The following is an 18,240-nucleotide window of genomic DNA, read 5'->3' as shown; positions in this document are numbered from 1 at the left end:
AGACATGTTTAAGGGTCAATCTGTCTTGCCTGCAGTAAAAGGGATGAAAGAATTTGAACGCGTACTTTCGACATCACATCATTATTTTGTTGTCCTTGAGATTCATTTATCAAACATTGCAGCGATGAAAAAGAAGGCGCGTCACTCAGAGAAGAAGATGATCCTCCACGCAGACTTGATTCAAGGCTTGAAAGGTGACCGTGCGGCAGCAGAGTTTTTATGCCAAGTCATTAAACCAGCAGGTCTCATATCTACGCGAGGAGATGTCTTGCGAGTGGCAAAAAAGAATGGTGTCCTGGCAATTCAACGTGTGTTTTTACTAGACACATTAGCGATTGAAACGAGTAATCAACTTGCAAAAACGATCAAACCAGATGTCATTGAGCTTTTGCCAGGTGTCATTCCGCCATATATTACACGTGTAAAGGATAAAATCGGTAAGCCTGTAATCGCTGGAGGACTGATTGAAACAAGTGATGACGTGCAAGCCGCCTTAAAAGCAGGCGCAGAAGCGGTGACAACGTCGAAAAGTGAGCTTTGGTAAGAGAAGGAATCCTTTCACTCCAACGCAAGGGTTCTTTTTTCTTTTATAGAAAAAGGTGTAAAAAAGAGCTATACTAGGAAAGGGTTTGTGAGGTTATGATAACTAAAGATGTAATGGAGGGATGAGTTTGGAGACGATGGATCGTATGACCATACAAATGGAGAAGGTTGTAGGACAAATCAATGATTTTATTACACCAATATTGGTCACTGTACTTATCGCAGTTGGTTTATACTTAACGTGGCGGACGAAGTTTGTTCAACTGCGTTTGTTTCCGCAAATGTTTACAGCGTTAAGAGAAGGTAGCACACGTAAAGGAGAGGTCTCTGCTTTTCAAGCATTTTGCATTAGTGCTGCATCTCGCGTTGGTGCCGCGAATATTGGTGGGGTTGCTGTCGCGATTGTCGTCGGTGGACCGGGTGCGATTTTTTGGATGTGGGTCGTTGCTTTTATCGGGATGGCGACGGGATTTGTAGAAAGTATGCTAGCACAAGTATATAAAGTCCGTCAAGATGGCCAATTTCGAGGCGGTCCTGCTTACTACATTGAGCGAGCGTTAGGAAAGCGCTGGTTAGGTGTCATTTTTGCAGTGCTTGTGTCATTGACATTTGGTTTTGTGTTTAACTCTTTTCAGTCAAATACAATTGCGCATGCACTAGATGAAGCATTTGCTTTTGATCCGTTGGCAGTAGGCGTTGTCATCGCGATTGCAACAGGCATTATTATTTTTGGTGGTGTGCGCTGGATTTCAACGTTTTCATCAATCATCGTCCCAGTCATGGCGACACTTTATTTGCTCATTGTTGCTTATGTACTTGCGATCAACGTAACAGCCATACCGGAGATGTTTATGTTAATTGTTGGTGATGCGTTTGGCTTGCGGGAAGCAGGGGTCGGCATTGCGACAGGTTTACTCGTCGGTGCAAAACGCGGACTGTTTTCCAATGAAGCGGGGATGGGGAGTGTGCCGAATGCGGCAGCGGCGGCAGATGTTTCTCACCCGGTTAAACAAGGGTTGGTGCAGTCACTAGGCGTATTTTTTGACACAATGATGATTTGCTCTGCGACCGCATTTATCATTTTGCTGACGGATGTGTATCAAACAACGAACTTAGAAAGTGTTGCACTAACGCAAGCCTCACTCAGTCACTTTGTCGGTGATTGGGCGACAGTCTTTATTGCAATTGCGATTTTCTTTTTCGCTTTCTCCTCCATCATCGGGAATTATTATTACGGCGAGACGAACCTAGCGTTTATGACGAAAAGTAAAATCATGTTGCTCATTTATCGTTTTTGTGTCGTGATCATGATCGTACTTGGTTCTGTCATGGGATTAAACCTTGTATGGAGTATGGCTGACATCTTTATGGCATTTACAGCGATCGTCAACTTAGTGGCGTTGTTGCTGCTCGCCCAAGTTGCTGTTTCGGTACTTAATGATTATCAGAAACAAAAAAAGCAAGGTGTGCGTCCTGTTTTTCGGTCAAAACAAGTACCTGGAGTAAAGCGAACGGATTGTTGGGAAGAGTAATGTTTAAGGAGGGTACTTCTTCGGGGGTACGCTCTTTTTTTATATTACTCGCTTCCGATGAATGTATGAATCAAGACTAAACAGTCGCGAACAATGTCATCTGGCGCTTTTCCTTTTACTTTAAGGTGGCGACTACGCCAATCCAAACTTTTGATTTGGTCGGTCAAAATGACGCCTTCGACAGCTAGTCCATTTGGTAAGGGTACTTCAAATGGGTAATGTTTTTGCTGGCGTGTGATTGGACAAACAACAGCAAAACCGGTGATTTGATTAAAGGGGGCTGGCGATAAAACAATGGCGGGGCGTGTTCCTGTTTGTTCATGTCCCGACTGGGGTTGAAAATTTAAGTAGACGAGGTCGCCCCGGTTTGGTACAGTCATTACAACATTTCATTCCCTTCTGTGCCAAAATCTATTTCGGCATGGCGGTTTTCTGGGGTAACATCAGCGAGTAGGTCTTGTAAAGTAGGTTTTGGCTTGTTTGGTTTTAAGGTGAGCACTTGTTCCTCTACAGTTAGCGTCACCTCTGATCCAGGTTGAAGTGCAAGTTGATCAGCAAAATGACTTGGGATCCGGATAGCGAGGCTATTTCCCCACTTTTGAACTTTTGTTGACATCGCCATCACACCTTGTTCATTTTTTTCTTTCATTTTTATGGTACCACTCCAATCGGGCTTTGTCTATACATAGTATATACATCTATCCAGAAATCAGAAGTCGGAAGCCAAACTTTTTCGCTACTAACAATCGATTTCTCTGTTCTTTCTCCCCCGCTTGTCTCATAAATTGATGAAGAGGACAAAGGGGAGATGGGCGTGCGGACATTTTTTCGAGGGGTGCTGTTGTTAAGTGGCGCCGCTTTTGTCGGTGAATGTTTAGAGTTTTTCATTAATGTTATATTAGCGCGCGAGCTAGGTGATGAAGCGTTTGGTTTATATATGGCGATTTTGCCGACGATGTTGTTTGTCGTTGTTTTAGCGAGTATGGAATTACCTGTTTCCATTTCAAAATTAGTAGCGGAAAGAGAAACGGTCTATCATTGGAAAATATTAATGAGTGCTCTACAACTCGCATTCATCTGTGCGGCTGTCGTAATGGCACTTGCCTTGCTTGTATTGCCGCACTTGTCTGTGCTTGATGCATATCATGACGGCGTGCGATGGTTGTTATTGTTGCTCGTACCAGTTGTGACGTTTTCTTCGGTTGCGAGAGGCTATTTAATTGGTGCACGTCATACGGCTAAAATTGCGATTGCCAATATCATTCGTCGCGCTGCACAATTAGGGAGTTTGTTACTCGTTTTTCAGCTGTTCTCTTTTGATAGTACGGTGGCGATTTTCATGGCGCTGTTAGCCCTAAAATTAAGTGAAGTGCTCGTGCTTATTTACTTGCTCGTTGTATTTATAAATAAAATAAGAGAGACGAAAGCAACTAAAGAAGTGAAACCCGTTTCGGCCCGGGAAGTGCGGCAAAAGTTGTTAGCAGTGTCGATTCCAACAACAGGCTTACGTATTTTTCATTCTGCGACGTTTGCAATCAAGCCGTTTTTTATTACGAAAACATTGGTCATGGCGGGGATGTTGGAGAGTGCGGCGCTTGTACAATACGGCAAGTTGTCTGGGATTGCTTTTACAATCGGTTTTTTCCCCTCTTTTATTGCGCACGCATTGCTTGTTGTGCTCATCCCGATTGTTTCTGATGGATACGCGAAAAGAGACTTTCCACTTCTGCACCGGTACTTACGCATATCACTACTTGTCACGGTCGTTTACGGGACACCGGTAGTGCTCATGTTTTATTTCTTTGCGGAACCAATCACGAATTTGTTTTTTGCGCCATCAGAGGCAGCCTCGTATTTAAAGATTCTGATACCTTACTTTTTGTTTCATTATTTTGCGACGCCATTGCAAGCGTATTTAATTGGTATAGGTCTAGTGAAAGATGCATTTTTACATTCGTTATACGCAACAACCGTTGCCTTTTGCGTGATGCTGGGCCTTGGTTCTATGCCAAGTTTACAAATGGATGGCATTATTTTAGGAATGAATGTGGGAGCGGTATTGTTGACGTTGCTTCATTATATAACGATTTGTAAGCGGCTATCGTTGAATGCGTGGTTAGGAGAGAGAACGATCTATAATTAATAATGTGCTAGATAAAAAGGCATCCAAAGGGGTGTTTTTTTATTTGTGTAGCGTGTGTAGTATTTGGTGAATGAAGGAGCGAGCATTGTGAAAGCCTAAGTCAGACAAGCTTTTAATATAGAGGGAATAAAAGGTAATGAACAGGAACAGTTGACAAATTTGTATATACAAGATAAGATTAAATCGTTATTATTTGTATATACAAGTTATAGATTGAACGATGAAAACGCTCACAGAGGAGGAAAAATGATGTCAAAGTATCGTCAAGCCGCTGAGCAAATTTTGGTTGCGATTGGTGGCGTGGAAAATATCTCATCCGCGACGCACTGTGTGACACGCTTACGTCTTGTACTTCACGATGAGAACGTAGTTGACACAAAAGCGCTTGAAGTAGTGCCAGAAGTGAAAGGAGCATTTGCGACGAGTGGTCAGTTTCAAGTCATTTTAGGGAATGGCATTGTCGAGAAAGTGTATCAAGAATTGATGGCGCTCACAGGACGGTCGGAACAGTCAAAAGAAGAAGTGAAGGAAGAAGCTGCGAAAAAAGGCAACCCATTGCAGCGCGCGATTAAAGTGCTAGCAGATGTATTTATCCCGATTTTACCAGCGATCGTGACAGCGGGTTTGTTAATGGGGTTAAATAATGTCTTAACTGGTGGCGGGATTTTCTTTGCAGAAGGTTCGATCATTGATCATTATCCGCAATGGGCTGACTTTGCCGATATTATTCATGTCATTGCCAATACTGCCTTTACCTTTTTGCCAGCGTTAATTGGTTGGTCGGCAGTGAAGCGGTTTGGTGGGAATCCACTGCTTGGGATTGTGATCGGATTGATTCTCGTTCATCCGGCATTATTAAATGCATGGGATTACGGGAAAGCGCAAGCAGCTGGTGAGATTCCGACGTGGAATTTGTTTGGTTTTGAAATTAACAAACTTGGCTATCAAGGACAAGTTTTACCAGTGTTTGTTGCATCAATCATTTTGGCTAAGCTCGAAGTTTTCTTAAAGAAACGGATTCCAGATGCAATTCATTTGTTGACAGTTGCCCCAGTTGCATTATTGGTAACCAGTTTTTTAACATTTGCTTTCATCGGCCCTGCGACGTTTGCAATTGGAAATGGCATTGCCGATGGATTCATTTGGTTGTTTGATACGATTCCGTGGGTTGCGGGTTTCTTATACGGGATCATTTATGGTCCACTCGTGATTACCGGCATGCACCATACATTTTTAGCGATTGATTTACAGTTAACAGCAGGGACTACATCGGGAGGTACATTCCTCTGGCCAATTTTAGCGTTATCAAATATTGCCCAAGGATCAGCAGCGTTTGCAATGTATTTCTTAGTGCGAAATGCGAACTTAAAAGGGTTGTCAACAACAGCCGGTTTATCGGCATGGCTCGGGATTACAGAACCGGCGTTGTTCGGGGTGAACTTACGTTTCCGTTTCCCGTTTTTCATGGCAATTGTTAGTGCCGGGATTGCCGGGATGTTCATTACAATGTTTGGGGTGCTGGCCAATTCCGTTGGGGTTGGTGGTGTGCCAGGGATTGTGTCGATCCGCCCAGGTGATTGGTTCCCATTCTTTATTGGCATGTTAATTGTTATTATCGTCCCATTCTTGCTGACAGTGCTTTACGGGAAGGTGCTTAAGCCGAAGAGCTTGCAGGAGTAGATGATTTTTAAGGCCAGGATTGAGGAGGAAAAGGAGGATGACCAATGTGTCGCCCTCCTGTTTCCGATTGGAAAGGATGAAAGTTGACATGAACGAATGGTGGAGAAAAAGTACGGTTTATCAAATTTACCCTAAGAGTTTCAATGACACGACGGGCAATGGTGTCGGTGATTTGCAAGGGATTATTGAAAAGCTTGATTACTTAAAAGAACTCGGGATTGACGTCATTTGGCTTACGCCAGTGTATACGTCCCCGCAAAAAGATAATGGTTATGATATTGCCGATTACTATGACATTCACGAAGAGTATGGGACGATGGCTGATTTTGAGCAGCTGCTCGGAGAAACACATGCCCGTGGGATGAAATTGATTATGGATTTGGTTGTCAATCATACATCGACAGATCACGAGTGGTTTCAAAATGCGAAGATGGGTAAAGACGCGCGTTACCGCGATTTCTATATTTGGAAAGAAGCGCGTGGAGATGGTCCACCAACGAATTGGCAGTCTAAGTTTGGTGGCAGTGCCTGGGCATATAATGAAGCGACGAATGACTATTATGTACATTTATTTGACGTGTCGCAAGCGGATTTAAACTGGGAAAATGAAGACGTCCGCCGCCACGTATACGATATGATGCATTTTTGGTTTGACAAAGGCATTGATGGTTTCCGTTTAGATGTCATCAATTTAATCTCAAAAGATCAGCGCTTTCCAAATGATGATGGCTCTGTCGCGCCCGGGGATGGGCGGAAGTTTTATACAGACGGTCCCCGGGTGCACGAGTTTTTGCATGAAATGAACCAGGAAGTGTTAACAAAATACGATAGCATGACGGTCGGAGAAATGTCATCAACAACGATCGAAGACTGCATTTTGTATACGCGTCCGGATCGACAAGAACTGTCAATGACGTTCAATTTTCATCATTTGAAAGTTGACTATCCAAACGGTGAAAAGTGGACGGTGGCTAATTTTGATTTTCGGCAGCTAAAGGAAATTTTATCTGAATGGCAGGTGCGGATGCACGCGGGTGGTGGTTGGAATGCGCTCTTTTGGTGTAATCACGATCAACCGCGTGTCGTGAGTCGATACGGAAATGATACGACGTACCATAAACAATCGGCTAAAATGCTTGCTGCGACGATGCACATGATGCAAGGGACGCCGTACATTTATCAAGGTGAAGAGTTTGGGATGACGAACCCGCATTTTGAAGACATCTCTTCGTATCGTGATGTCGAGACATTAAATATATATGCGCAGTTGAAGCGAGACGGTGTTGCTGAAGCAGATATTCTTGCGATTTTAAAGCAAAAATCTCGTGACAATTCACGGACGCCGGTGCAGTGGAATGACGAGCGCCATGCTGGTTTTACAACAGGCACACCGTGGATTGATGTGAGTCGTAACTATGCGGAAATCAATGCTGAACGAGCACTTCAGGATCCGGATTCGATCTTTTATTTCTATCAAAAGTTGATTGCGTTGCGGAAGCAATATGACGTGATCACAACCGGCGATTATGAGCTACTTTCTCTTGATCATCCACACGTGTTTGCGTACACGCGCCGAGCCGAGAATGAGCTGCTCCTCGTTATATCCAATTTCTATGAGGAGAAAACGGATTTCATTTGTCCATCACATATGGTATCGTTAAAGGAAACGGTGCTCATTAGCAATTATGATGAGCCATGTGGACTAAAAGAAACAGTTTCGCTTAGGCCATATGAAACGGTTGTATTTCATTTAATAAAGTAGGCGATTGGACGTGAAAAGTAAGTTTCGGTTTGTATATCAACAGTTAGCTGATGAGATACGGGCTAGTCGATATGAGCCGGGCAGTTTACTGCCATCTGAGCATGAGCTGACAGATCGGTTTCAAGTGTCGCGTGAAACGATTCGGAAAGCATTAAAGCTCCTTTCTGAACACGGCTATATTCAGAAAGTACAAGGGAAAGGCTCCGTTGTGTTGGATTTTGCTCGCCTTGAGTTTCCTTTTTCAGGTGTGATGAGTTTTCAAGAGTTGAATGAGAAGCTCGCGCTCAGTGCATTGACAGACGTGATTCGCTTTGAACAGCAGCCAGCCACGTCGACAGCGGCAACGCGTCTGGATTTAATAGAAGGCGACCCCGTTTGGGCGGTGGAGCGGGTGCGCACGATTGAAGGCGAGCGGGTCATTTTAGATCAGGAGTTATTTTCGGTTGCGGTGATCCCGGGTTTGACACAAGACATTTGCCAAGGCAGTATTTATGCGTATATTGAAGGGACACTCGGGCTTACGATTAGTTTTGCCAAGAAGGAAATCGTTGTTGAAGAAGCGACTCAGGCAGATCAAGCCCATTTAGATTTGCATGGCGCAACACATGTCGTCGTCGTGCGTAGTTATACGTACTTAGACGACGCGACCCTGTTCCAATATACAGCATCACGTCACCGACCGGACAAGTTTCGTTTTGTCGACTTTGCCCGGCGTGTGCTACAGTAGAGGTAGGTTTTCCTACCTCTTAATTTTTTTACTTTCAAAAACGAAGGGTGATCGTGATGGAAGCGGCAGCGCGGACATTTATTACACAATATTATGATGAACTGAATCGATTCGAGGAAGAAAAAAGGCAACGTTTAGAAGAAGTGTTGGTTGAGATTCGCGCGACAGGAACGTACACACATACATATGATGAACTTGTTTTTGGGGCAAAAGTAGCTTGGCGCAACAGTAATCGTTGTATTGGGCGCTTATTTTGGGAGCGACTGCATGTACATGACGCCCGTCATTTAAACCGGATGGAAGATGTTGTTCAAGCGTTATATCATCACATTGCTTATGCGACGAATGGTGGGAAGGTGATCCCAACGATTACGGTTTTTCAGCAAGGGTCACGGATGCGTATTTGGAATCATCAACTTGTGCGCTATGCCGGATATGAGCGGAATGGACAAGTCATCGGGGATCCGGCGTCGCTCGCACTGACGCGTATTTGCGAACAACTTGGCTGGCGTGGGGCAGGTACGCCGTATGATGTGTTGCCCCTTGTTGTGTCCATTGACGACAGCAAGCCGCAATGGTTCCCCATCCCTGCTGAGATCGTACAAGAAGTGTCCATCACTCATCCAACGCTGCCAGCATTTGCGACGCTCAATTTACAATGGTATGCGGTGCCAATTATTTCTGATATGAGATTAGAAATTGGTGGGATTTCCTACTTTGCAGCGCCATTTAATGGTTGGTACATGGGGACTGAAATTGGTGCCCGCAATTTAGCCGATGATTTTCGCTATAATTGTTTGCCGCATATTGCGCATCTCTTAGGGTTGAATATGGCCCACGAGTCAACGTTATGGCGTGATGAGGCACTTGTTGAGTTAAACCGCGCGGTGCTTTATTCGTATCAAAAAGCAGGTGTCAGCATTGTTGATCACCATACCGCGGCGAAACAGTTCGAGCAATTTTGCAAGCGAGAGCACAGACAAAGTCGTGAAGTAACAGGTGATTGGACATGGCTCATTCCGCCCGTTTCGCCAGCACAAACGAACATTTTCCATCAAGCATATCGCAATGAGGTGAAGACACCAAACTTTTTTTATGAGCAGGCGCCGTATGGGTAAGCGGCTCTTTTTTTTGTTGAAACCAAATTTAAGTATAAACGTACATGTAAGTTAGGTAGCGCTTGAAAGGGGAGAGATGTGATGACGGCACAATGGATGACAAACGTGAATGTATTAAATGTACGGACAGGACAGTATGACTTGTACAATGTGAAAATTGACGCAGGTCGCTTTGCGGCGTTACAAACGGCACCACCATCCGAAGATGCAGGTGTATTTTTAGATGGAAAAGGTTATTTTATGTTACCTGGACTGATTGATAGCCATTGCCACATCATGCCGAGTTACGCGCCTTTATTTACAGCGGCGGGTGTGACAACGGTGCGGAACACAGCCGGTAGTTTCTTTTTGTTGTCATCGTTATTAGAAGCAGAGGAAACCGCACCGTCCCCACGGTTATACACGACTGACCGGTTGATTGACGGTGTGCCAGGTTTGTGGGGAGAAACAAGCATTGGCACGCTGTCGACGGAAGACGAAGCTTTAGCAGTACGAGAAGTACGGCGTCAAGCGTCACTTGGGGCGCGGTTTATTAAAGTATATGGACGCTTGAAAAAAGAAGTGATGGCGGCGGTGGTGCGTGAGGCACAAGCGTGTGGGCTAGATGTGAGCGCTGATATTATGGTGTCGACAGAAGTAGATGCGCGGTCAGCGGCAGGTATGGGTGTGAAGTTTTTAGAACATAATTCTGGCATGATGCAAGCGTTGTTTCCCGACTGGCGTTATCTCGGGGATGCGCATCAATATGAGCGTGTACGTCAGTGTGATATGCCGTGGGCTAAGATAGAGGCACTATGTGAGCACTTGTTATCACGTAATGTCGTGCTTGTGCCGACGACTGTGTTGTTTGATCAGATGGCACGCAAAGAGGATCATTGGCAGCCAAGTCGTGTTGAGGACTCATGCTTTGCTAGTTTCCAAGAACAGTGGCATCAAACAGCAAGTCATGTTGAACCTAGTAAATATCAACTCATCACTGAATATACAAAGGCTTTCACCGAAACGTATGTCCGCCTTGGGGGCACGATCCTTGCCGGGACAGATGCACCAATCGTCTATATTCATCCAGGGTATGCCCTTCATCGTGAATTGGCATTGCTTGTCGAAAGTGGGTTAAGTCCACTTGCGGCACTACAATCTGCAACGATTGTGCCGGCTCAAGTACTTGGAGAGACGGAAATTGGTGCAATTGAAGTAGGCAAGAAAGCAGACTTTATATTACTACGGGAAGATCCACTAGAAAATATCACTGCAATTGACACGATTGAGAAAGTCGCCAAATCAGGGAAATTGTATGATCCTCAGGAGTTACAAGAAGTGGCTAAAGCAAAAGAAAATCAAGTGACAGAAGCGTGGTACCATGAGCGAATTCAGGAATTTGAAGCATATATGAAAGAATACGAGCAGTCATGTGAGTGAGAGGGGAACAGCGTGAAGGAAATAGATAAGAGCATACAGCACGGGAGCACCGTAGAGGACAAACAATTAGAAGAGGCGCTTGCGCGAATTGGTGATACGGACCCGCATGTACGTGATAATGTCATTTACCCGCAATTTCAGCAATGGTTGTCGGCAGGCGCGCTTTCGTCAGTGCAAGTTGCGCGTGTACTGACTCAATGTGTGTTAAATCTTCAGCGCGGGATTGGCGAAGTTAATACGGATACAGTGTTTACGAGGTCTTTTTCGGCACTTGTCGCTGCGGAAGCTGTCAATGGACCGGTGGCGATTGAACGCACGTTGTATGAGCGTACGATCGCCTCTTGCCATCATTATTTAGAACACGAAAAAGATGTGCGTGGCTATGTAGAGGGAAAAGGTTGGGCCCATGCGATTGCCCACGGCGCAGATTTATTAGCCGCGCTTGTTTGTCACCCTTACTATGAGCGGGCGCATATTGAACGGACACTTGTAAGTAGTTACATGCCGTTGTTCCATGCACATGTGTTCATTGACGACGAAAGTGAGCGGCTCGTACAACCAATCGTTTGCTTGCAAAAGAAGTTTGATGCGGATATGATCATACCATTTGTGCAAACAGGGCTAGTAAGTATGCAAGAAAGGCTGGTGGCTTTACAGCAAGATTATAAAAGAAAGCCAAACTTATCATTCTTTTATGGTCGCACAAATGTTGTTTCATATGTCATGTTTCTCTATTTTTCTGTAGAGGACCGCAAGGTGAGAGACATGCTTGAGCAAGCGGTGCGTCAGTTTCGGGGGTTGTAGGTGTGGATAGGATCATTTTGCTTTACTGCTCCAAACGAAAGAGACTCTTTTGGGGCAGTAAAGCACTGGTACTTCAATAATGATAACGCTTTCTAAAGTGGGTCGTGGTGTGCTATACTCGTAGTGAAGTAACATGAAGGGTCTTTAAGGGTGGACGCCACTTCCTCTGAGAGGAGGTGTTGCGGGATGACGACATTTCAAGCGCTCGTGCTCATGATTGCATTTGGCGGGTTGATTGTATCGATCATCGGGCTATCGCAAAAGCAAGATGGCGATAAAACCAAGAAATAACCACCCTTAAGCGTTCCAGGCAGTAGGGTGGCAGGTTGTCACTATACGAACGGGCGTCCCTCTTAAAGGGAACCCTGTTATTTCAGGCCATAGATGCGGTTGGGCATCTGTGGTCTTTTATATAATATGCAATTAATTACTTTGAGTATACATGTTCTATGTGATACACGTCAACCCTGCCTTAAAAATGTATGTGTCAAGAATTTCTCGAGCGCCTTAAAAGACCAATGATTTCACCACTCTACAATTGTGCACTGATAATTGCCGTGTATTATTTCGAAATTTAGCTCCGTGAGGCTTGGCAGAGGGCAAGGGCCGGGTTGTATTTTTGAGAAAACCACTCAAAAATCTCCACCCTTCCCCCCTTGCCCTCTGCCATTTTGCGTGTGACTAAAAACGCCACTGATCGAGCGATAGACCGATGACATTTCAAGTTATATGGCTCGGTCATTTAGTTAGTTTAACACGCAAAAACGCTCGTACACCCGTCCTTCATTTGTGCTGCTCCATCAGGTTGAGACGCAAAACCGCGGGGATCACCCCGCACGCGAACTTCTCTCGCTCATCCCGATGACAAAAAGTCAGCCTACCAAATAGCCTTTCATTCCTTTCACAAATTTGCCCATTGGAGAAGAATGAGGACCGTTCAGGGCAAATGTTCCTTGGCGCACACTTGGGGTCACGGCTTGTTCATGATTTTTCTTGGCACGAGTCACTATTTGTTGGAACACGCGCTGCTGTCTCGTTGTTCGCCCTCTAAAGTGTAAGTATACGCTACGTAATGTGTTGTTAAGGATCCCTTGTTTGACCTTGACCATTGCTTCACACCCAGCTTTACTCCAATGCATGCCTCTCTTTTTCATCCGAAATGAGATGTGTCGCTGGTTTGATTCTATCGCACCTAGGGAGCGCGCATTCTCGGGTGGGTCAGCCACTTTCTCGCGCCAATCAAATATTCTCTCCCATTGGGATAAAAGATATTTTTTACATTGCTCAATTCTCTTGAGATGCTTCTCGTCTGTGATCGTACTTTCGTACGTGTCTATCCATTTTGTGAAAGTCTCTTTGTCACGGTCCTTTAAGGCTTGTTTTGCTTTGGTTTTATATTCATGGCTTTTTACCCCAAATGCGGCGCTTAAAGACTGTTGTACATGATAGCCATCGATTTGATTCAAAACAGGCTTGTTTGATTGAGAAAAGGCTTCTTGAAAACGATCTGGTGTATAACCTGCGCCACCATCACTTCCAGTGACGACTTGTGTCTCCGAAAGAGCATATCGGTGAGCAGTGACAGCTTGGACTTCTTGCCAAAAACGATTGATTTCTTTCGTTGTCATGATGGCATAAGGAGACGTTAGCTTCACACGCTTCCCATTTAGATCCCAGCCCTCGTACGTGATCGCGTGGCGCACTTCAATTTGTTTTTTCTTCTGAGTGCTTCTCACAAATACACCATCAGCTTCTCCGTAAAGATAGTCTACTTTCTTCCCTTCAGGAAGCTCTGCGGCTTCCTCTAGCTCTTGGACAAGAGCTTCATCTGCTTTCTGTTGGACCTCACCAACTTCTTTTACAATCTTTCCTACGGTCTGATGACTCATCGTCACTGCGGTCCATTCAGATAACGTTTTGGCTGTGCCTCGGTATGTTTGTTCGCTCGCTAATTCTGCCGTTTTCACTTCCACAAGTGGACTATATCTTTGGTATTTCACAAAACAGAGGTATTCGTCTAATGGATAGCTTCTCTTTCCTTTTCGGTCTTTCATTAACGCACGCTCATACGTAACGGATCCAAACATAAATTGGATTGTACGCTCATCTTTCCGCTCCATAGTCCAGCCTTCATTTTTCTTGTTTTGCGTGAGCTCTTGATCGATTTGTGATAAAACTTCTCCAGTTATACGAGCAAAGGTCGTTTCCATTAACTGTTTTAGGGTTTCTTCAGCTTCTATCATGTTGTTTTTGGTCTTTATTATGTTGTATATTTCGTGTACAATAGAAAGCATGAAAAGACTCCTCTCTCCAGATGTATTTGCTTTGGTCAGCACACATCTATTGTAGAGGGTCTTTTCTTTTTTGCCCAGTCTTTTGCACCCAATATTCCACAATGTGGAATATTACGTGTTTCAGTCCTCGAGAACTATTTTACACATACTTAAAAATAGATACATCCACAGCATCAACCACTTTTTAAACACATACAAATGTGGTAAAATAAAGACAGGTATATTGAAGCAAGAACAGGAGGAAGATAGGCATGCCAAAAAGAATTTTACTGTTTATATTGACCAATATCTTGGTGTTAACAACAATTGGCATCGTTTGGTCGCTCATTACCCGATTTACTGGTATGAATAGCTCGTATCATACTGGTGGTCCTGGTCTAGGAATTGACTTTGGGACATTGCTCGTATTTAGTGCCGTAATTGGTTTCTCAGGCGCGTTCGTTTCTTTAGCCATTTCCCGCTGGGTCGCAAAGAAAATGATGGGCGTAAAAGTCATCGATCCAGGCGGTTCGCTCACGTCACGCGAGCGTATGGTTGTTGAAAAAGTACACCGACTATCACGTGCTGCAGGTTTAATGCACATGCCAGAAGTGGGGATTTACAACTCACCTGAAGTCAATGCATTTGCGACCGGTCCATCGAAGAAAAAGTCGCTTGTGGCGGTTTCATCCGGTTTACTTGATGTCATGGATGATGATGCGATTGAAGGGGTCATCGCCCATGAAGTCGCGCACGTTGCCAACGGTGATATGGTGACGATGACGTTATTACAAGGAATTGTCAACACGTTTGTTGTGTTCTTATCTCGTGTGGCGGCAATTATTGTATCACGATTTGTGCGTGAGGAAATGCAGTTTATCGTTCAGTTTATTGCAGTAATTGTGTTTCAAATTTTGTTTTCGATTCTTGGTAGTATGGTTGTCATGGCATTCTCGCGGTACCGTGAGTTTCATGCAGACCGCGGCGGCGCCGACTTGGCAGGCAGAGACAAAATGGCACACGCACTCCGCTCGTTGAAGGCGTACATTGATAGAGCACATGTTGATCATGGTACAAATGATGCAGCCATACAAACAATGAAAATTAGTGGTCCAGGTGGGATTGCGCGATTGTTCTCATCTCACCCAGAATTAGATGAAAGAATTGCTCGTTTAGAGCGCATGTAAGAGAGGACTGCTTCCGATGAGGGGGCAGTTTTTTTAGCGCAGAAACGGATGATATAGCGGTAAATATAAATGATATATTTTTAAAATAAAAAAATCAAATGTTAATAAGTCATTATACTGGAAAAGTAAGCGTTCTCATGTTTTAATAAATATGGGTAGTACTTGAAATAGAAGTGAATTGTCACTTTTCTGGTGACATTTGATTTCTGGATATATAGATATAAGGGGGTAAATAAATTGAAGGCTACTGGTATTGTTAGAAAGATTGATCAACTAGGCCGGATTGTGATACCAAAGGAACTCCGGAATGTCATGGGGCTTGAAATTGGCACACCGATGGAGATTTATGTTGAAGAAGAGCGGATTATTGTGCAAAAATATGAACCATCTATTAAAGCATGTATGGTAACAGGCGAATCGTCACATGAGCATTTGTTGTTAGCGGATGGGAATATTGTAATAAGTAAACGAGCTGCAACGCAGTTGTTAGAGGAACTCCAGAAACAAATGAGCGCACCTCAAGATGAACAAGAAGAAAAAGAGGTTGTCGCATTATCATAAAAGCAAGTGTCTAAAACACTCGTGCAAACAAACTCGTTTGCACGAGTACATCTCAAGATACGCTTAGCCGTGCATCCTCTTGTTTATAAATTGCTTCAATTTCTTCCGCGATGTCTTCTTCTAACTCTTTCCACGTCGGTAACGAATCATAGTTTTGAATGACTGTAAATGTCTGTAAACAAACAAGCAAAAATGGATAAGACTCCCCTTTGTCTTCAATGATGATATACATATGGTTATCCTTCGTATAAATCATATCACCAGGCTTTCGGGCAGCAAGGGGTTCATTGACGTGAATATCCATGTACGAAACCTCCTTTTTCATTATCATTGTCAACCGAGGCAAAGTGTATACAGGCAAGTGATTGAGGCTGGTAAATCATACGCATTTCCGTTAAAGTACTAAGTGAGGAGGAATGTGTGTGGCAAAGAAGAAGTATTACGTCGTTTGGCAGGGAAGAAAGCAAGGCGTTTTTGATCATTGGTCAGCGTGCGAAGAACAAGTAAAAGGATTTACTGGTGCAAGATTTAAATCATACAATACGAAGAAAGAAGCAGATGAGGCATTTAAGGCTGGCCCACAAAATACAGCTTCAGTAGCAAAACAATCACCTAAAGAAGTAAAGGATCAATCCGGGATCATTTGGGATAGCATTAGTGTTGATGTAGGTAGCCGCGGAAACCCTGGTCCTGTTGAATATAAAGGGGTTGACACAAAAACGGGTGCGATTTTATTTGAAAAAAAGCCGATGAAGATGGGCACAAACAACATGGGTGAATTTTTAGCGATTGTGCACGGGCTGGCCTACGTGAAAAAGTTAGGGGTACAAAAGCCAGTCTATTCTGATTCAACAACAGCAATCGGGTGGGTTCAAAAGAAAAAAGCGAACGCAACGTTAAAGCGGACAGCAGATACCGCCGAAATTTGGGCGCTTGTCGATCGAGCAGAAAAATGGTTAAAGGAAAACCGCGACCATGCCCCGGTATTAAAATGGCATACGAAGCAATGGGGTGAAATTAAGGCGGACTACGGGCGAAAAGGTTAGCAGTACATTTGCGTGGAAGGGTGGATTTGTATGAACATGGATATGAGAGAGCGCCAACAAGCATACGTACGCTCCGGTATAACCAAACCGGCGACATTTCGAGAGCAGCAATTGCGTAAGTTAAAGGAGATGTTGGAGCGTTATGAGTCAACATTACTCACCGCGGTACAGCGTGATTTAAATAAACAGTCCTCGGAAGCGTATATGACTGAATTTGGCTTTGTTTATCAAGAGATTACCCACGCGCTTGAATCTTTAACCGCGTGGATGAAACCAGTCAAAATAAAGACACCTCCCTCACATGTCGGTTCTCGCAGTTGGGTGCAGCCTGAACCATATGGTAGTGTGCTCGTCATTGCGCCGTGGAACTATCCAATTCAATTAACGCTCACGCCGTTAGTTGGCGCGCTTGCGGCTGGTAATAGCGTTGTATTGAAGCCGTCGGAGTTAACACCACATACTTCTCGTGCCCTGGCAGAAGCGATCACAGCGACGTTTTCACCCGAGGTGGTCTCTGTCGTTGAGGGAGACGCAAAGGTAGCTTCAGCACTTTTAGATCAACCATTTGACTATATTTTCTTTACGGGCAGCGTTGCGGTTGGAAAGATTGTCATGGAAAAAGCTGCCCGCCATTTAACGCCGCACACATTGGAGCTTGGTGGAAAAAGCCCGGCAATTGTAGATAAAACAGCGAAACTTACAATGGCAGCGAAAAGGATTGCGTGGGGAAAGTTTTCGAACGCAGGGCAAACATGTATTGCCCCAGACTATGTACTCGTTCATCAACATGTGTATGAGCCGTTTCTTGAGCAATTAAAAAAACAAACATTAAAGTTGTTCTCTGAACGAACCGCCGACGGGACGTACACACAAATTGTAAATGAACGACATTTTAAGCGGTTGTGTGCGTATTTTGATGATGGAACGATCGCGCTTGGCGGACAACACGATATGTCAACGCGTATGATTGCCCCGACCATTTTAACGGATGTGTCATGGGAATCTGCGGTGATGCAAGAAGAGATTTTTGGTCCGATTTTGCCAGTCATCCCTTATGACAATGAGGATCACGTGCTTGCGCGCTTGCACGCGCTGCCTAATCCACTCGCACTCTATGTATTTGCAGAAGATGTAGCGATACAAGAGCTGTTTACCGCGCAAGTCTCATTTGGCGGTGGCTGTATTAATGACACGTTGATGCATGTAGCAAATGTCCATTTACCGTTTGGAGGGAAAGGGCCTAGTGGCATTGGTGCCTATCATGGTGATGAGAGTTTCCGCACGTTCTCGCATCAAAAAAGTTTACTGAAACAGTCAACAACAGTCGATATTCCGTTCCGTTATCAAACAGGTAAGCTGGGAGAAAAAGTCATTCGGAGATTGATGAAATAAACGTCATAATGTTGTTCGCCCCCTCATAGGATGTGACGAAGAGGGGGCGAACG

Annotated in this window: 18 protein-coding genes; 14 read left to right on the top strand and 4 right to left on the bottom strand. The window is 44.4% G+C overall.

From position 1 onward, the window contains the following. Nucleotides 1-4: 4 nt before the first annotated feature. Complete coding sequence (locus NSQ26_RS09605) at nt 5-544, top strand: glycerol-3-phosphate responsive antiterminator (RefSeq protein WP_090774849.1); 540 nt, start codon at nt 5-7, stop codon at nt 542-544. Nucleotides 545-680: 136 nt separating this feature from the next. After that, a complete protein-coding gene (locus tag NSQ26_RS09600) occupies nt 681-2,075 on the top strand; it encodes an alanine/glycine:cation symporter family protein (protein ID WP_499720029.1) in 1,395 nt (464 codons plus the stop codon). 44 nt (nt 2,076-2,119) lie between these two features. On the opposite strand, the gene NSQ26_RS09595 is transcribed toward NSQ26_RS09600, so the two are convergent. Together NSQ26_RS09595 and NSQ26_RS09590 are read right to left on the bottom strand one after the other, a co-directional pair. Beyond that, nucleotides 2,120-2,455 (bottom strand): type II toxin-antitoxin system PemK/MazF family toxin, encoded by a 336-nt coding sequence (locus NSQ26_RS09595; protein ID WP_499717976.1) that lies wholly within the window; start codon nt 2,453-2,455, stop codon nt 2,120-2,122. Continuing rightward, on the bottom strand, nt 2,455-2,724 hold the full coding sequence (locus NSQ26_RS09590; protein WP_499717975.1) for an AbrB/MazE/SpoVT family DNA-binding domain-containing protein: 270 nt from the start codon (nt 2,722-2,724) through the stop codon (nt 2,455-2,457). The genes NSQ26_RS09595 and NSQ26_RS09590 overlap by 1 nt, the downstream gene beginning before the upstream one ends. Before the next feature lie 165 nt (nt 2,725-2,889). Here NSQ26_RS09590 and NSQ26_RS09585 point away from each other — a divergent pair, with 165 nt between their 5' ends. From NSQ26_RS09585 to NSQ26_RS09550, 8 genes are all read left to right on the top strand, one after another. Then, nucleotides 2,890-4,218: an oligosaccharide flippase family protein gene (locus NSQ26_RS09585; RefSeq protein ID WP_499717974.1), complete on the top strand. Its 1,329-nt coding sequence runs from the start codon at nt 2,890-2,892 to the stop codon at nt 4,216-4,218. Nucleotides 4,219-4,467: 249 nt separating this feature from the next. After that, a complete protein-coding gene (treP, locus tag NSQ26_RS09580; RefSeq protein ID WP_499717973.1) occupies nt 4,468-5,898 on the top strand; it encodes a PTS system trehalose-specific EIIBC component in 1,431 nt (476 codons plus the stop codon). A gap of 88 nt (nt 5,899-5,986) precedes the next feature. After that, nucleotides 5,987-7,660, top strand: coding sequence for an alpha,alpha-phosphotrehalase (gene treC, locus NSQ26_RS09575; protein WP_499717972.1), 1,674 nt, complete (start codon nt 5,987-5,989; stop codon nt 7,658-7,660). 10 nt (nt 7,661-7,670) lie between these two features. After that, nucleotides 7,671-8,387: a trehalose operon repressor gene (gene treR / locus NSQ26_RS09570; protein WP_499717971.1), complete on the top strand. Its 717-nt coding sequence runs from the start codon at nt 7,671-7,673 to the stop codon at nt 8,385-8,387. A gap of 56 nt (nt 8,388-8,443) precedes the next feature. Next, nucleotides 8,444-9,505, top strand: a complete 1,062-nt coding sequence (locus NSQ26_RS09565; protein ID WP_499717970.1) for a nitric oxide synthase oxygenase — start codon at nt 8,444-8,446, stop codon at nt 9,503-9,505. Nucleotides 9,506-9,586: 81 nt separating this feature from the next. Further along, nucleotides 9,587-10,924 (top strand): amidohydrolase family protein, encoded by a 1,338-nt coding sequence (locus NSQ26_RS09560; protein ID WP_499717969.1) that lies wholly within the window; start codon nt 9,587-9,589, stop codon nt 10,922-10,924. 12 nt (nt 10,925-10,936) lie between these two features. Beyond that, nucleotides 10,937-11,728 carry a DUF2785 domain-containing protein gene (locus tag NSQ26_RS09555; protein WP_499717968.1) on the top strand — a complete coding sequence of 264 codons (792 nt, stop codon included), beginning with the start codon at nt 10,937-10,939 and terminating at the stop codon, nt 11,726-11,728. Between the two features lie 186 nt (nt 11,729-11,914). After that, complete coding sequence (locus NSQ26_RS09550; RefSeq protein WP_245701021.1) at nt 11,915-12,019, top strand: putative holin-like toxin; 105 nt, start codon at nt 11,915-11,917, stop codon at nt 12,017-12,019. A 581-nt stretch (nt 12,020-12,600) separates the two neighbouring features. On the opposite strand, the gene NSQ26_RS09545 is transcribed toward NSQ26_RS09550, so the two are convergent. Further along, nucleotides 12,601-14,022: an ISLre2 family transposase gene (locus NSQ26_RS09545; protein WP_499717674.1), complete on the bottom strand. Its 1,422-nt coding sequence runs from the start codon at nt 14,020-14,022 to the stop codon at nt 12,601-12,603. A 251-nt stretch (nt 14,023-14,273) separates the two neighbouring features. Between NSQ26_RS09545 and htpX the strand changes: the two genes are divergently transcribed. Together htpX and NSQ26_RS09535 are read left to right on the top strand one after the other, a co-directional pair. Next, a complete protein-coding gene (gene htpX, locus NSQ26_RS09540; RefSeq protein ID WP_499717967.1) occupies nt 14,274-15,188 on the top strand; it encodes a protease HtpX in 915 nt (304 codons plus the stop codon). A 237-nt stretch (nt 15,189-15,425) separates the two neighbouring features. Continuing rightward, a complete protein-coding gene (locus NSQ26_RS09535; RefSeq protein WP_499717966.1) occupies nt 15,426-15,749 on the top strand; it encodes an AbrB/MazE/SpoVT family DNA-binding domain-containing protein in 324 nt (107 codons plus the stop codon). Between the two features lie 52 nt (nt 15,750-15,801). Here the strand turns inward: NSQ26_RS09535 and NSQ26_RS09530 are convergent, their stop codons facing one another. After that, a complete protein-coding gene (locus NSQ26_RS09530) occupies nt 15,802-16,053 on the bottom strand; it encodes a hypothetical protein (RefSeq protein ID WP_499717965.1) in 252 nt (83 codons plus the stop codon). 118 nt (nt 16,054-16,171) lie between these two features. Between NSQ26_RS09530 and rnhA the strand changes: the two genes are divergently transcribed. Together rnhA and NSQ26_RS09520 are read left to right on the top strand one after the other, a co-directional pair. Then, nucleotides 16,172-16,795, top strand: a complete 624-nt coding sequence (gene rnhA, locus NSQ26_RS09525; RefSeq protein WP_499717964.1) for a ribonuclease H — start codon at nt 16,172-16,174, stop codon at nt 16,793-16,795. Between the two features lie 30 nt (nt 16,796-16,825). After that, a complete protein-coding gene (locus NSQ26_RS09520) occupies nt 16,826-18,187 on the top strand; it encodes an aldehyde dehydrogenase (protein ID WP_499717963.1) in 1,362 nt (453 codons plus the stop codon). Nucleotides 18,188-18,240 lie beyond the last annotated feature (53 nt).

Source organism: Bacillus sp. FSL W7-1360, assembly GCF_038592975.1.
Classification (GTDB): Bacteria; Bacillota; Bacilli; order Bacillales; family Bacillaceae_D; genus Shouchella; species Shouchella lonarensis.
This window is presented reverse-complemented; position numbering and strand designations above follow the sequence as displayed.

Bases quoted from the DNA above. Each gene is read 5' to 3' on its own strand.
- NSQ26_RS09545 (WP_499717674.1), bottom strand. From the start codon at position 14,022: ATGCTTTCTATTGTACACGAAATATACAACATAATAAAGACCAAAAAC.
- NSQ26_RS09530 (WP_499717965.1), bottom strand. From the start codon at position 16,053: ATGGATATTCACGTCAATGAACCCCTTGCTGCCCGAAAGCCTGGTGAT.
- NSQ26_RS09550 (WP_245701021.1), top strand. From the start codon at position 11,915: ATGACGACATTTCAAGCGCTCGTGCTCATGATTGCATTTGGCGGGTTG.
- treP (WP_499717973.1), top strand. From the start codon at position 4,468: ATGTCAAAGTATCGTCAAGCCGCTGAGCAAATTTTGGTTGCGATTGGT.
- NSQ26_RS09565 (WP_499717970.1), top strand. From the start codon at position 8,444: ATGGAAGCGGCAGCGCGGACATTTATTACACAATATTATGATGAACTG.
- treC (WP_499717972.1), top strand. From the start codon at position 5,987: ATGAACGAATGGTGGAGAAAAAGTACGGTTTATCAAATTTACCCTAAG.
- NSQ26_RS09600 (WP_499720029.1), top strand. From the start codon at position 681: ATGGATCGTATGACCATACAAATGGAGAAGGTTGTAGGACAAATCAAT.
- NSQ26_RS09605 (WP_090774849.1), top strand. From the start codon at position 5: ATGTTTAAGGGTCAATCTGTCTTGCCTGCAGTAAAAGGGATGAAAGAA.
- NSQ26_RS09520 (WP_499717963.1), top strand. From the start codon at position 16,826: ATGAACATGGATATGAGAGAGCGCCAACAAGCATACGTACGCTCCGGT.
- NSQ26_RS09590 (WP_499717975.1), bottom strand. From the start codon at position 2,724: ATGAAAGAAAAAAATGAACAAGGTGTGATGGCGATGTCAACAAAAGTT.
- NSQ26_RS09595 (WP_499717976.1), bottom strand. From the start codon at position 2,455: ATGACTGTACCAAACCGGGGCGACCTCGTCTACTTAAATTTTCAACCC.
- NSQ26_RS09560 (WP_499717969.1), top strand. From the start codon at position 9,587: ATGACGGCACAATGGATGACAAACGTGAATGTATTAAATGTACGGACA.
- htpX (WP_499717967.1), top strand. From the start codon at position 14,274: ATGCCAAAAAGAATTTTACTGTTTATATTGACCAATATCTTGGTGTTA.